We start from the raw sequence: 13,312 nt of genomic DNA on the forward strand, positions 1-13,312 counted from the left end.
CAGCGGTAGTTCAGTCGGTTAGAATACCGGCCTGTCACGCCGGGGGTCGCGGGTTCGAGTCCCGTCCGCTGCGCCATCTTCGGCAACCTGGAACACTGAACGCCAGGTTGCCATCAAAAAGCCCGCTCATTGAGCGGGCTTTTTGCTGTCTGGTGTTTGCCGGTTAGCTACTGTTCGGCATTACGCCGATGACGGTAATCGCTGACCGCCTCATACACGGCTTTGCGCAAACGGTTGATGCCGCCGATGGGGCGGTGGGCTTCGATGCCAAACCACGGGTTGAAGGACTGGTTGTCGCAGGCCAGGTTCAGCTTGGGCGTATCGAAATCCTGGGCCGGCACGGTGATTCGCGCCACCGTCTCGAACGGTGCGTCGCTTTCTTTCCATTCAATGCTGGTGTCTTCAATCGGCATGTACTTGCTCGGGTCCTGGCGCTGGATCTGCAGGACAAAACACGCCGGCATCCGGTCTGTGGATAACTGTTGCGCCAGTGCGCTTCGCAAGAAGTTCGGCAGTGCCTGGTTTTGTGCGGGCAGGGTGTAGCTCGGGCAGCTATCCGGGTCGGGCGCTACGCGAAATTTCGCGTTGGCCTCGCCGAATTTGTAGGGCGATACCGAAAAATATGTGGTCTGGGTGGGGCTGTCAGGGGCTGGTGAAAGTGTTTCCAGGGCGATGAACAGGTGACGTATCTGCCAACTGCGCGGATCCAGGCTCGGAAAGAACGCCATCGCCTTTTTTCCATCCGCCTGGGCGGCCACATTCTGACGATATTCGGCGACATCGCTGACGAAGAAGTTCGGATGATTGAACATCACAAAATCCTGTTCACCTTGTGACTGGCGGTCCCCCAGCAGTTGTTTGCCCGGTACGTCCAGCAGCTTGATCGCCATTCCTCGCGCATCGCGCAGGCTGTCGAACTGCGGGTAGGCGTTGCCGTTGGACAAGCGCATCGTCGCTTGCCAGACCTTCCCCGGCTCGGCAAATACACCCTGACGCAAGGGGGCTGGTAGATCGTCCGGCACCTGCACTTGAGCCATGACGCAGCCGTGGGCCTTGGCATGGGCATCGCGCAGGTAGCGCGTACCTTCGCGGTGCTGATCGACGATACGGATGGCGGTCTGAATGATGTCCTGGGTCATGGCCGCTTCGCCGGGTGGAATCTGCTCTTTATCCGAGACCGGTCCGCTGTGTTGCCAGGCGAACCAGGCCGTGGCCAGCGCCCAACCGAGCAGCCCGATGCCCAGCAGCCACAGGAGCGTCTTGCCCAAAAAGGCGCCGAGGCGCAGCCAGAGCGTAATCAGCATGGGTCAATCCTTTTGCTTGAAGGTTTCATCATCACAGTTGCGATTCCAATGGCCCGCCCAGCACTTTGAGATACTCCAGCAACGCCCAGCGTTCCTGTGGCTGCAGCAGCCGACCAATCACGCCATTACCCCGCTCACCGGCACGAAACTCATGGCCACTGTTGTGGTTGCCGGTGATGCGGGTATCGAACAAAAAGCCATTGGTGAAGGCTTCGGTGCGATAGCCCAGGTGCCGTGGGTCGTATTCGAAGCTGCCTTTATAGAAAGTGATCGCCCGCTCGTCCTGAGGAGACAGCAACTGATAGATCGTCGGCACCGAGCCGTTATGCAGGAAGGGCGGCGTGGCCCAGACGCCAGCCAGGGGCCGGGCTTTATAGGCGCGCAGTTCGCGTACGCCGATGGGCAGGCCAAAACCATCCAGTGCCGGACGCTCCAGCGGTGTGACGCCTGCATCACGGTAAGCCCGTTCTTCAACGAACGCGGTCACGTAGGCCAGGCCTTTAGCGACCGAAACCTGGCTCAGATCCAGTGGCGTGGTCGGCGTCGGATGCAGTTGCACGTCCAGTTTTGCCAGTTCGGCCGGGTCCCATTGCAGGCTGGTCAGATCGAAACGGTGGTCGGCAATGTTATTGGCGGTACCCGGGTCGGTGCCGATCACCTTCACTGGCAACATGTTCAAGTGCTGGACGGGCCTGTCGGGGCCTTGAATCACTTTGGGTACGTGACAGCCGGCACAGTTTTCGGCGAACAGCGCCCGGCCCTGTGCGGCCAACGGCCTATCGATAGGGCCAAGCAGTTCTTGAGGCCACTGCGGGGCCTTGAGCAACTGCAGGGTCTCTTCAATCTTGTGCAGATCGCGAACGCGTACGCTGGAAGGGTATCGCGCATCACCTTGCAATGGTTTGCCCTGGGCATCGAAGAAATTCAACGTAGCGCCGACACCCAACGCTTCGCCGACATTGCGGGCCATCGGTTGCTGGGCCGAACCGTTCCACTGCACCCAATCGAAAGTCCATATGTCCCACAACTGCGGGTAATCCACAGGTGCGTTGGCGACGCGGTAATTCTCGGCCGAGATAGCATCGCCGAAGCTGGCATTGGCAATACGCCCAAAGGCATCTGTACGGCCAGGCCCTTCTTCGGTGGGGTAGAGGCCGCGGTGAGTGTCGTTCCAGGCCACGCGCAAGAATGTATCCAGGGAGGCTTTGAATGATTGGCGCAGCTGTTCATGGCGGGCGTCGTAGTCCTGCCCCAGGACTTGGCGGGCAAAACGTTCGAATTTCCAGGGGTTGTAGTAGGTCGAGGCCAGACTGGCGACCAAGGCTTGTCCGAAACTCCCACCGCGTAATGTGGGAACGCTCGAAGGCAGGACGTGCTGGGCCGAGCCACCATCGATTCGTATCGCCTGGCCCTTGAAGTGCAGCTCACCGGTATGACAGGCGGCGCAGGTGATATCCAGGAACTGGTCGGCGCTGCCCGGATTCTGGTGGCGGGTAAAACCTACGGGCAGATTGCCAGGGTTGTCTGCCGAGGGTTTCTGCGCCGGGTCCACCAGAAAGCCGAATCGGGCCAGGTATTCAGGCGAAGCGAAGCGCTGCTGCGAGAACGGCAATTCGAGGGCGGTGAACCAGTCATAGCGCAAGCCTTTGACTTGCGTGCCCTGAGGCGTGAAATAGTACGTCTGGCGTTCGGCGGCGCTCCATTGATCCAGATAATGCACCTGTTCGACCGGGGTATAGGCCGGCAGGCGAGGGTTGGCCACGTAATAAAGCACCACGGCCACGGCGACGACGAGCAGCGCGAGGAGCAACAAGAGAAGGCGAGATAGCAGGCGCACGGTAACGTCCTTGTTTTTTTGATATGCCCTTATGCCTCAGTGTCGCGTGGCCGGCAAGTGGCCATTACCGGCAGCGCTGCGGGGGAGTGGCCATTTGTCCCTGTAGGTAATAGATGACAGATGCTTCATCCGCCCTGGATTAAAAAGCGTTTGTGGTCGTGAACTTATCAGTGCTTTGCTGCTCACATGCCGGTAGCCATTGGTCGTGGCCGCCTGATAAGCTCGCGGCTTTACTCGATTGCCCTTATGGCGCATGAACAAGGAAATAGCATGAAACAGCATCGGTTGGCGGCGGCGGTGGCCCTGGTTGGCCTGGTACTCGCGGGTTGCGACTCGCAGACCAGCGTAGAGCTGAAAACCCCGGCGCAGAAAGCTTCCTACGGTATTGGCCTGAACATGGGCAAAAGCCTGGCTCAGGAAGGTATGGATGACCTGGACTCCAAAGCAGTCGCCCAGGGCATCGAAGATGCCGTCGGCAAGAAAGAACAGAAGCTGAAAGACGAAGAACTGGTCGAAGCCTTTGCCGCACTGCAAAAGCGTGCCGAAGAGCGCATGGCCAAAATGAGTGAAGAGTCGGCAGCCGCCGGCAAGAAATTCCTCGAGGAAAACGGCAAGAAGGAAGGGGTTACTACCACCGCTTCCGGTTTGCAGTACGAAGTGATCAAGAAAGCCGACGGCCCGCAGCCTAAGCCGACCGACGTCGTGACTGTTCACTACACCGGTAAGCTGACCGACGGTAAGGTGTTCGACAGCTCCGTCGAGCGTGGCAGCCCGATTGATCTGCCGGTCAGCGGTGTGATCCCGGGTTGGGTCGAAGGCCTGCAACTGATGCATGTCGGCGAGAAGTACAAGCTGTACATCCCAAGCGACCTGGCCTACGGCGCCCAAAGCCCGAGCCCGGCCATCCCCGCCAACTCGGTTCTGGTATTTGACCTGGAACTGCTGGCGATCAAGGATCCGGCAAAAGAAGAAGCAGCCAAGTAACCACGGCTGTTATAACGACAACGCCTCGCTTATGCGGGGCGTTGTCGCATCCGGGCTTTGATAAACAGCAAAAAACCGAACGCTCGGCGCGGGTTATAGTCATAGGCAATACGCACGCTGTGCTAGACCCAGTCGGGCCGTCAAGTCAATGAAATATTGGGTTTTTTTATGTGAGTAAAAAACGCCCGATCTGACTGGGAGCCTTATTTAACGGGGCCTTCAGCGCGCAAATGCAGCTCTGTTCACAAGGTTATCCACAATTTGTGTGGATAACATTTCAGTGGGAGAAAACATGAAGGCTCCGTGGAATTTTGCACGTTTTCTGCCCTTGGCAGGACGACTGCTGGCCCGCGGTCGATTGCCGACGTTGTTGTTTGCCGTCGCCAGCAAAGGCGCCCGGGAAGGCGGTCGGTTAGGCAAGCTAAAGGAGGATCTGCGTTTGCTGCAGGCCCTGTGCCTGGCTTACTGGCGTGGCGAGTATCGGGCCGTCAGCGCCAAATCGCTGCTTTCTATCGTCGCAGGACTGATGTACTTCCTCAGCCCCCTGGACGCGATTCCGGATTTTCTGCCCATGTTCGGCATGTTTGACGATATCGCCGTGCTAGCGTGGATCATGAAGACCCTCGACAGTGAACTCGAAGCCTTCCGCGCCTGGCGTTATCGGCAATCCCCCGAAAAGCTCGCTCAAGTCGAGCGGCTTCCCGATACTCCGGAACAGCTTCAGCTCCAAGGCCAGAAAAAGCACTGAACCGGTCCTGTTTATCTTCTGAGACTGATCGCCCCGCGACCTTAGCCGCTATTAGGATTACACTTCCAAGGAAAAAGCTGACTCGCTAAGTGTTGTTGTCCTACGGGGTAGACATGGATATTCAAATAATTACACGCGACGGAGAACCCGAATACGCGGTTTTACCGTGGGAGCAGTACCAGTCGCTATTGAAGGCAGCCGGCATCAATCAAGCACCGCCGCATGAAGCCACAGTCCGTCATGCGGCGGCACCCGATCAGGTTCTTCCTGGTCTGGATCAACTCCGCCGTTTGCGCGAAGGGAAGGGCATCGCCATTGAGGCGTTGGCCCGCACAGTAGGTATAAGCCCGTCTTATCTGGCCATGATCGAAAGCGGCGAGCGTCAGCCCGATGCCGCGATTCGGCGCAGTCTGGCCTGGGAGTTGACGGTGCCGGGTTGGAGGGATCAATTGTGAGTGTTCGCATCAGTCGGCAGCATTGGGACGGGTTGTTGGGTGAGCTGGATCAGGCGCGTCGCCAGCGCCATTTGTTGACGTACCGGGCCTTGTTGGAGCGCTTGCAGCTTCCCAGCCCGGCCATGCAGACCTTGACCGCAGCCCTTGAACACTTGGCGGCGCTGGATGCCCGGGCTGAACAGCCGCTGCGAAGTTCGCTGGTCATCAGCCAGGGGGCCAGCCGGTTGCCGCGTACCGGCTTCTTCGAGTGCGTTGAACGTCTCGGGCGCTTTTCCGGGCCTTCCGATGGCGTGGCCGCTGCTTCCTGGCACGCGTCGGAAGTGGTCCGGGTATTCGAATACGAGTACCCGGAATCAGCGGAGGCCTGAATGCTCTGGCGTATCAAGGCGCGGGCCGGCTACTGGCTGGCGCGGCGATTGTTTCATTGGTCCTGGTTCGTTCGCCAGCCGCGTGGCTGGGCCTGGCTCGAGGGACAGTTCTCGCGCATGGCGAATCTGGGTGATGTCGGTGCGCAGAGTTTCTACGGGCATATTCTGACATTTCGCGGCCAGGGGCTGGGCGCCCGGGAAGAAGGCGTCCGCCTGTTGCGGTTGGCGGCGCTGGCGGGTGACGGCAAGGCCGCCTATCAGGTCGGAGTGATCAGCCTGGCGGGTAACGCCAGCAAGGCTCCAGATCCGGTAGAGGCAGCGCGTTGGTGGACGCTGGCGGCGAAGGCCGGGCATCCGTTGGCCGAGATCAAGCTCAAAACGCTCGAAGGTCGCGACCTGTAGTTTATCCACAGGCTGCCCAGAGACGTTCCGCTCTGGTTGGCTGCTTGTTTTCATGCGGGGCGATTAGCGAATCGCCCTACATCCACCGCTTCTTCCCCTGACTTATTTCTCCAGCTATCCCGGGCAAAGTCTCGCGCTTCCTGAGCGCTGCGAGACGTCTGCCCATGTTCGACCGTTTTTTCCTGCCGACCCTTGATCGAGTCATCCCCTGATGGATCAGGTGAGCCGTATCGAGCAGGCGCTCGACAGCTTCAAAGACACCCTGACGCTCTACCGCGAGCAGCTCGACCGCTTGTATAGCCAGACGGCGGACCGGGCCAGTCATGTGGCCGATTTGCCTTCGCTGATGGGCATGGAGCGGCTGATTCGCTTCGGCGATAGCACCACCGTCGTCAGCGCTGGCGACGATGATTTCCTCTCCACCGTCGTCCAGTGCCCTCAGGGCGGGGTGATGACCATCGAGAGTAAGTTCGAGTCGGTGTACGACATTCCGCTGGGCGACATCGTGGTGGATGTGGTGGACGTGGACAGCGGCGAGGTCAAACCGGTCACCCTGGATGCCCAGGGCCTGGGGATCTTCAAGGGGACGGCGGGTAAGACCTATCGGGTTCATGTCCAGGGCGAAGTGTCCCCCAAGCAAATCGCCGATCTGTTTTCTTCCTACGATGGCTTGAGCAAGGATCTGACGGACTGGTTGCGCGGCGAATGGCAGGGGTTCAAGCCGCAATGGACGCAGCAATCCTTGGCGACCTCGGCGGCTGCGGTGGGCAACGGTTTGCTCGCTGGCAGTTGGAAGGCGATCGAGGGCGTGTGGGACTGCATCAGTCTGCTGTCGGACATTCTCAAGGATCCCGGCGAGTTTGCTGATCGGTTGGGCGAGAGCGCGGATCAGCTAAAAAAACTGGCGGAAGAAACGCCATTGCTCATGGCCAAGCTGCAACTGCTGGCCAGTGACGAAGCCGCCTTGTGCTTGCTAGTGCGCACCGCCAGCCTCTGGCTGGAGATGCTGCCGCCCAGTGAGATGGCGGGCGAAACTGCCGAAGCTCTGTCGACGGCGGTGGTGACGCTGCTGATCGATTTGTTGATCGGTGTAGTGCTGACCTTCGCCGGGGCGGGAGCTGGTATTGCTTACTTGTCGCTGCGTCTGGGCAAGCTTGGCGCGGGTTTGCTGAGTGCTGCCCAGCGGTTCGTCAGCGCTATCTTTGCGGTGGTCAACGGTTTCATGGCCTACGTAGATCGCTACAAAACCGTGGCGGCGCGGGGTGTGGCGGCGGGAATAAAGAAAGGGCGGATGCAACTGCGCTGGGACGCGCAGCGCAATACCACACTGAAAAAGGACGAACCCCACGACGACGCCCCGGCCCAATCGAAAAATCCCAACGGTGACAGCGCCGACACCGCAGCCCTGACCCAAACCAGCGGCTGCCCGGTGTCGATGGTCACCGGCGAGGAACTGCTGACCCTGGACGACGGCACCCTCGATGGCTGCTTGCCGTTTGTCTTCACCCGTTTGTACCGCACCAGCGCGGTGGACCTGGACGTCGGTCTGGGCCGCGGCTGGAGCCATGCCCTGGCCCATCGTTTGTTGCTTGAGGGCGAGCAGGTCATCTGGCTCGACCAGGAAAACCGCCGTACGCCTTTTCCGCTGCCCACCGAGCAGCGCCCGGCGATCCACAACAGCCTGGCCCGGGCAGCCATTTACCTCGGGATCGAGCCGGACGAACTGATCATCGCCCAGCCCGGGGAAAACGCCCCGTTCCTGCACTTTCGCGACGGCCATCTGACCGCCCTCAGCGACCGCTACGCCAACCGCCTGACGGTCCAGCGCAACATCCACGGCGCCATCAGCCGCCTGGACAACGGAGCCGGGCGTGCCCTGCGCCTGCGTTACGAACAGCGTCACCTGGTCGCCATCGATTATCAGCGCTTTCACCCGGCCCTAACCCTTGATGAGGCCTGGCGCACCGAACAGACGCTGGTCTCCTACCGTTACGACGGACGTTTCCGACTGATCGAAGCGACCAACGCCGCCGGCGAAAGCGAACGCTACGACTACGACGACCAGCACGTCATCCTCCAGCGGCAACTGGCCGGCGGCGCGAGTTTTTTCTGGGAATGGGAAGGCATCGGCAAAGCGGCGCGCTGCGTGCGGCACTGGGCCTCGTTTGCGCAGATGGACACTCGCTACACCTGGGGCGAGGACGGGCAGGTCACGGTCCAGCATCTGGATGGCAGCCAGGAGGTGTACGTCCACGACGAGCGGGCGCGGCTGGTGCGCAAGGTCGAGCCTGATGGCGGCGAGCACCTCAAGGCCTATGACCCACAGGGCCGGCTGATCGCCGAACAGGACCCGCTGGGCGCCGTCACCGAATACCGCTACGACGAAGCCGGACGGCTGGTGGCGCTGATTCCACCGGACGATGAGCCTACGTCCTACGAATACCGCAACGGTTTCCTGCACGCCCGTTCGCGCGGCAATGCCGTATGGATCTACCGGCGCAATGCCCAGGGCGATGTGATCGAGGTCATCGACCCGGATCAACAACGCACCGCTTATGACTACGACGCCCAAGGGCAACTGCGGACGATCCGTTACCCGGACGGTGGCGAACACCGGTTGACCCGCAATCAGTTGGGCCAACTGACAGAAGAAACCCTGCCGGACGGCGGGCAGCGGTGTTTTTCCTACGACGCCCTGGGGCGTCTGCTGACCCGCCAGGACCCACACGGCGCCGTCACGCACTACCGATGGGACGCGGTGGGCCGCCTGCTCGAAACCACCTTGCCGAATGGCTCGACCCGCGCCTGGTGCTACAACGCCTACGGCAAGGTCACCGCCGAGCGCGATGAGCTGGGGCGGACCACCCGTTATGAATACGCCGATGACCTGCACCTGATCAGCCGCCGCCTCAATCCCGACGGCAGCGAACTGAAGTATCGCTACGACTCGGCGCGGCTGTTGCTGACTGAGATCGAAAACGAATCCGGCGAAAAATATCAGCTGGACTACACCCCCAACGGACTGATCCGACAGCAGATCGGCTTTGACGGGCAACGCACTGCCTACGCCTACGACCTCAACGGCCACCTGCTGGAGAAAACCGAGCACGGCGCGGACGGCGCCCAATGGGTTACCCGCTACCAGCGCGATGCGGCCGGGCGGCTGCTGGTCAAGACCCTGCCCGACGGCCAGACCATCGAATACCGCTACGACGGGCTGGGCCGGCTGGTCCACGTCAACGACGGCAGCAATCACCCGCTGGCCTTCGAATACGACGCCCAGGACCGGCTGATCAGTGAACACCAGGGCTGGGGCACCCTGCGTTATCGCTACGACGCCTGCGGGCGCCTCAACCACCTGCGCCTGCCGGACAACAGCCAGCTTGACTACCACCACGCCCGGGGTGGCGCGCTGACGGCCATCGACCTGAACGGCTCGCGCCTGACCGGGCACCAGATCCGTGGCGGTCGCGAAGTGCAGCGCCAGCAAGGCCTGCTGCTCAGCCAGTACGCCTACGACGAACAGGGCCGGCTCAAGGCCCAGACGGTGTGGCAGCACCAGCAGCAACTGTTCTGGCGCGACTATGCCTACAGCGCCAACGGCAATCTGCAGTCCATTTCCGACAACCGCAATCGCCGCCATTACCAGTACGACCCGCTGGATCGCCTGATCGGCATCGACTATTCCCACAGCGAGCCGCCGGAGCACTTCGCCCACGACCCGGCCGGCAACCTGCTGATGCAGGACCGCCCCGGCCCGACCACCCTCAAGGGCAACCGCCTCTTGATGGAGGGTGACCGTCACTACGACTACGACGCCTTCGGCAACCTGATCCGCGAACGCCGCGGCAAGGCCCAGTGCCTCGTCAGCGAATACCGCTACGACAGCCAACACCGCCTGATCGGCGTCACCACGGCGGACGGACGCGAAACGTCCTACCGCTACGATGCCTTCGGCCGACGCATCAGCAAGACCGTGGACGGCCTGACCACAGAGTTTTTCTGGCAAGGCGACCAGGTCGTCGCCGAAAGCAGCCCGCGCCACCACCGCAGCTATGTCTACGAACCGGGCACCTTCCGCCCACTGGCCCTGCTCGACGGCAAAGGCCCGAACGCCTGCCCGTTCTACTACCACCTCGACCACCTGGGCACGCCCCAGGAGCTGACCAACTACGGCGGCACCATCGTCTGGTCGGCGCGCTACAACGGCTACGGCCAAGTCCGCGAGATCCAGCACGGCGGCGGCGAACAACTGGACCAACCGCTGCGTTTCCAGGGCCAATACTTCGACCCGGAAAGCGGCCTGCACTACAACCGGCACCGCTACTACAATCCCGAGACCGGCCGTTATTTGACGCCCGACCCGAGCAAACTGGCGGGTGGGCTTAACGGGTATCGCTACACCCTGAACCCGACGGGGTGGGTGGATCCGTTGGGGTTGGTATGTCAGTGTCCTGGTGATATCGACGCCGATGGACCATTCAGCGAGATTGTGCCGGGGGGAGGGTTGGCTGCGCATGAGGCTCGAGGAGGACATTTGATGAAAAAGCATATAGGTCGTTCTGAAGCTCAGTTAAGAGAGCGCCTTGATTCAGAGCCTCATGTGCCTACCGCATCGACATTTCCTGATAGAGCAACGGCGGAGTCGGCGGCCTCCAGCGTCTTAAAAACGAAGAGAAAAGAAATAGATTTTTTTTTGAGTGACAAGTTAGAGAAGTCGCTTCTTCTACAGCAATCTTTCCCTTCTCCTGTTGGGGTCGGCGTTATACGTAAAAGTGGAAAATTAGAATCACTTTCGGTTGTGACCCTGGTCCTTAGGAAGTCTAATAAATCCCCTGTCGGATATAACTTACATACAGGATTCGTCGAAAAAAATGAGAAATAAATACCCGAAACTCTTTCAATTTCTTGGCTGCTATTTCCATCAGGACTGGATGTGCGACTCATCGGATCCTGATGGCATCATCAGAACCTATATAGCGGACTCTGCGCCTCATAAAATTAAAGTTATCAAAGAAGAAATTTCAACGTTGCTTGCAATGAATCTTGACGAAGAAAGTCTTAGAGATTTCATCATGGATAAAATGCCTTGCAACTATTGCTATTGGCTGGACTGGGAGTCCGCTGAAGCTTGGCTGAACCATATTCTTGAAATCCTGGATAACGAGAATGTCGATTGTGCCGAGCGCTAATGAATTGCGCTTGTGGCGACAAAGCTTGCTCCCACTGGGCCTGTAGGAGCTGTCGAGCGAAGCGAGGCTGCGATCTTTTCCCGGACAGTTAAATCTCAAGCGAAAGATCAAGATCAAAAGATCGCAGGCTTCGCCAGCTCCTACAAAATCCCGCGGTGTAGCCGTTGTCACACCGACAACCCCACCTCCACCACCGGCACGCGCTCAGCCAACCCATCCACCAAATAAACGCTCCCGCCCAAAATCTCCTTGGCATGATGCTTGGCCTGCGAAGCCAGTTCCGCCAACTGGCTGGCATCCAGTTCCCCACAGGCCTCGGCCCGCAGATGCACCACCCCGATCGACAGCGACAGCAAGGCAAATTCCTGCCGAACCCCCTGGCGATTCAACGCGGTGAAACACCCGGCCTCCAGATGTTCAGGGCGGTAGAAGCGCCGGCAGTGGGTCTGGAAGTCGCTCAGTAGCTGATTCAGGCGTTTGCGCCAGTCTTCCGGGCCAAGGACCAGCAGGAAGTCATCGCCGCCGATGTGACCGACGAAATCGCGGCTGGGGTCGATGCGTTCGTTCAGGCATTGAGCCAGGCACAGCAGCACTTCGTCGCCGCGGCCGTAGCCGTAGATGTCGTTGAAGGGTTTGAAACTGTCGATGTCCACGTAGCAGATCACCGACTCCTGTCGTTGTTGCAGCAGCCGCGTCAGGCACTGCTGGATCGGCACGTTGCCCGGCAGCAGGGTCAGTGGGTTGGCGTAGCGGGCCTGTTGGATTTTCAGTTCGGTGATGAGCTTGAGCACGTCGATCACCCGGCCCAGGCCCAGGTAACCGCCGTTGAGGGTGATGATGAAATCTTCTTCGATACGCTGTCGGGCGCGGCTGGTGATGAGGCGGCTGACTTGTTGCAGTGACTGATTCAGTTCCACCGCCAGGAAGTCATCGCTCATCAGGCGGCTGATGGGTTTGCGGGCGAAGAGGTCGGTGGCGAAGGGTTTGAGCAAGGCATCCGAAAGCGAATGACGATGAACAATGCCGCAGGGCTGGTCCTGATCGTCCAATACCGCCAGGGAGTTGAGGTTGGCCTGGCGCCGAAACGCCTCCAGCACGGTGGCTGTCGGCGTGTCATGGGCCACCGCCGGTTGTTCGTTGAGCAGTGCTCCGAGGTCGTTGACTTCGTCGGTCAACGCCACCGCACCGGCGTCCTGCCGGGGCATGAGCGCCCTGGCGTCTTGGGAGGGATGCTCTTGCGGTCGAGCGAGCAAATAACCCTGAACCAGATCGACACCCATTTCTATCAATACCGCCAGTTCTTCCGGCAGTTCGATGCCCTCGGCAATCACTTGGGCACGGGAAGCCCGGGCAATTTTCAGGATCGAGCCGACGAACTCGCGCTTGAGGGCGTCCTGGTGAATGCCATCGATGAAGTGCCGGTCGATCTTCACATAATCGGGGCGCAATTCGGACCACAACCTCAGGCTCGAATAACCGGCGCCCAGATCGTCCAGGGCGATGGAAAAGCCCATGGCCCGGTAGTGATGCAGGGCCGTTTGCAGGAGCTGGAAGTCGTCGATCGGCGTTTGTTCGGTCAGTTCGATCACCACCTGGCTGGGCGGGATACCGAAATCCTGCAGCAGTTGCAAGGTGCGCCCGGTCTGGTGGGCGGCTTCAAGCAAGGATTCGGGGGACACGTTGAGAAACAGCTTGCCCGGCAGTTTCTGCTCATTGAAACGTTGGCAGGCGCTGCGTCGGCAGGCCAGTTCCAGCTCACTGAGGCGTCCGGCCTGGCGGGCCACGGAAAGCAGAGCGATGGGCGAGTGCAGCGGGCTGTTGGACGGACCACGGGTCAGGGCTTCATACCCGACGATACGCCGTTCGGAAAGGCAGATGATGGGTTGGAACAAGCTGTGCAAACCGCTTTGAGCCAGGATTGAACTCAATGCACTCAGCTGTTCTGTCGTGGTCATGGCAATCTCTGGCGATAAAAAAAGGACTGGGCGCCTTCCGTTCAAGGAGGCGCCCGGTCCTGTATTT

The 13,312-nt window shown here is 60.1% G+C and carries 10 protein-coding genes; 7 read left to right on the plus strand and 3 right to left on the minus strand.

Annotated elements, in window-relative coordinates; all coding sequences use genetic code 11:
• Positions 1-167 precede the first annotated feature (167 nt).
• Together AAIS01_RS19145 and AAIS01_RS19150 are read right to left on the minus strand one after the other, a co-directional pair.
• Complete coding sequence (locus AAIS01_RS19145) at positions 168-1,304, minus strand: catalase family protein (protein WP_343470241.1); 1,137 nt, start codon at positions 1,302-1,304, stop codon at positions 168-170.
• 31 nt (positions 1,305-1,335) lie between these two features.
• Positions 1,336-3,141 carry a di-heme-cytochrome C peroxidase gene (locus AAIS01_RS19150; RefSeq protein ID WP_343470242.1) on the minus strand — a complete coding sequence of 602 codons (1,806 nt, stop codon included), beginning with the start codon at positions 3,139-3,141 and terminating at the stop codon, positions 1,336-1,338.
• Positions 3,142-3,411: 270 nt separating this feature from the next.
• Here AAIS01_RS19150 and bamJ point away from each other — a divergent pair, with 270 nt between their 5' ends.
• The 7 genes from bamJ to AAIS01_RS19185 all read left to right on the plus strand — a co-directional run bounded on the left by bamJ (position 3,412) and on the right by AAIS01_RS19185 (position 11,290).
• Positions 3,412-4,125, plus strand: coding sequence for a BamJ family beta-barrel-assembly machinery protein (bamJ, locus tag AAIS01_RS19155; RefSeq protein WP_092457149.1), 714 nt, complete (start codon positions 3,412-3,414; stop codon positions 4,123-4,125).
• A 292-nt stretch (positions 4,126-4,417) separates the two neighbouring features.
• On the plus strand, positions 4,418-4,873 hold the full coding sequence (locus tag AAIS01_RS19160; protein ID WP_076383782.1) for a YkvA family protein: 456 nt from the start codon (positions 4,418-4,420) through the stop codon (positions 4,871-4,873).
• A gap of 113 nt (positions 4,874-4,986) precedes the next feature.
• Positions 4,987-5,328 (plus strand): helix-turn-helix domain-containing protein, encoded by a 342-nt coding sequence (locus tag AAIS01_RS19165; RefSeq protein ID WP_343470243.1) that lies wholly within the window; start codon positions 4,987-4,989, stop codon positions 5,326-5,328.
• Entirely contained in the window at positions 5,325-5,696 is a 372-nt protein-coding gene (locus tag AAIS01_RS19170) for a hypothetical protein (RefSeq protein WP_003179080.1), read from the plus strand. Before AAIS01_RS19165 ends, AAIS01_RS19170 begins: the two co-directional genes overlap by 4 nt.
• On the plus strand, positions 5,697-6,098 hold the full coding sequence (locus AAIS01_RS19175) for an SEL1-like repeat protein (RefSeq protein WP_343470244.1): 402 nt from the start codon (positions 5,697-5,699) through the stop codon (positions 6,096-6,098).
• A 211-nt stretch (positions 6,099-6,309) separates the two neighbouring features.
• Positions 6,310-10,983 carry an RHS repeat-associated core domain-containing protein gene (locus AAIS01_RS19180; protein WP_343470245.1) on the plus strand — a complete coding sequence of 1,558 codons (4,674 nt, stop codon included), beginning with the start codon at positions 6,310-6,312 and terminating at the stop codon, positions 10,981-10,983.
• Complete coding sequence (locus tag AAIS01_RS19185; protein WP_343470246.1) at positions 10,973-11,290, plus strand: contact-dependent growth inhibition system immunity protein; 318 nt, start codon at positions 10,973-10,975, stop codon at positions 11,288-11,290. The genes AAIS01_RS19180 and AAIS01_RS19185 overlap by 11 nt, the downstream gene beginning before the upstream one ends.
• A 167-nt stretch (positions 11,291-11,457) precedes the next feature.
• Here AAIS01_RS19185 and AAIS01_RS19190 read toward each other — a convergent pair whose 3' ends face one another.
• Complete coding sequence (locus tag AAIS01_RS19190; RefSeq protein ID WP_343470247.1) at positions 11,458-13,245, minus strand: bifunctional diguanylate cyclase/phosphodiesterase; 1,788 nt, start codon at positions 13,243-13,245, stop codon at positions 11,458-11,460.
• Positions 13,246-13,312: the final 67 nt, after the last annotated feature.

It is taken from the genome of Pseudomonas halotolerans (assembly GCF_039581215.1).
GTDB classification, from domain to species: domain Bacteria; phylum Pseudomonadota; class Gammaproteobacteria; order Pseudomonadales; family Pseudomonadaceae; genus Aquipseudomonas; species Aquipseudomonas tehranensis.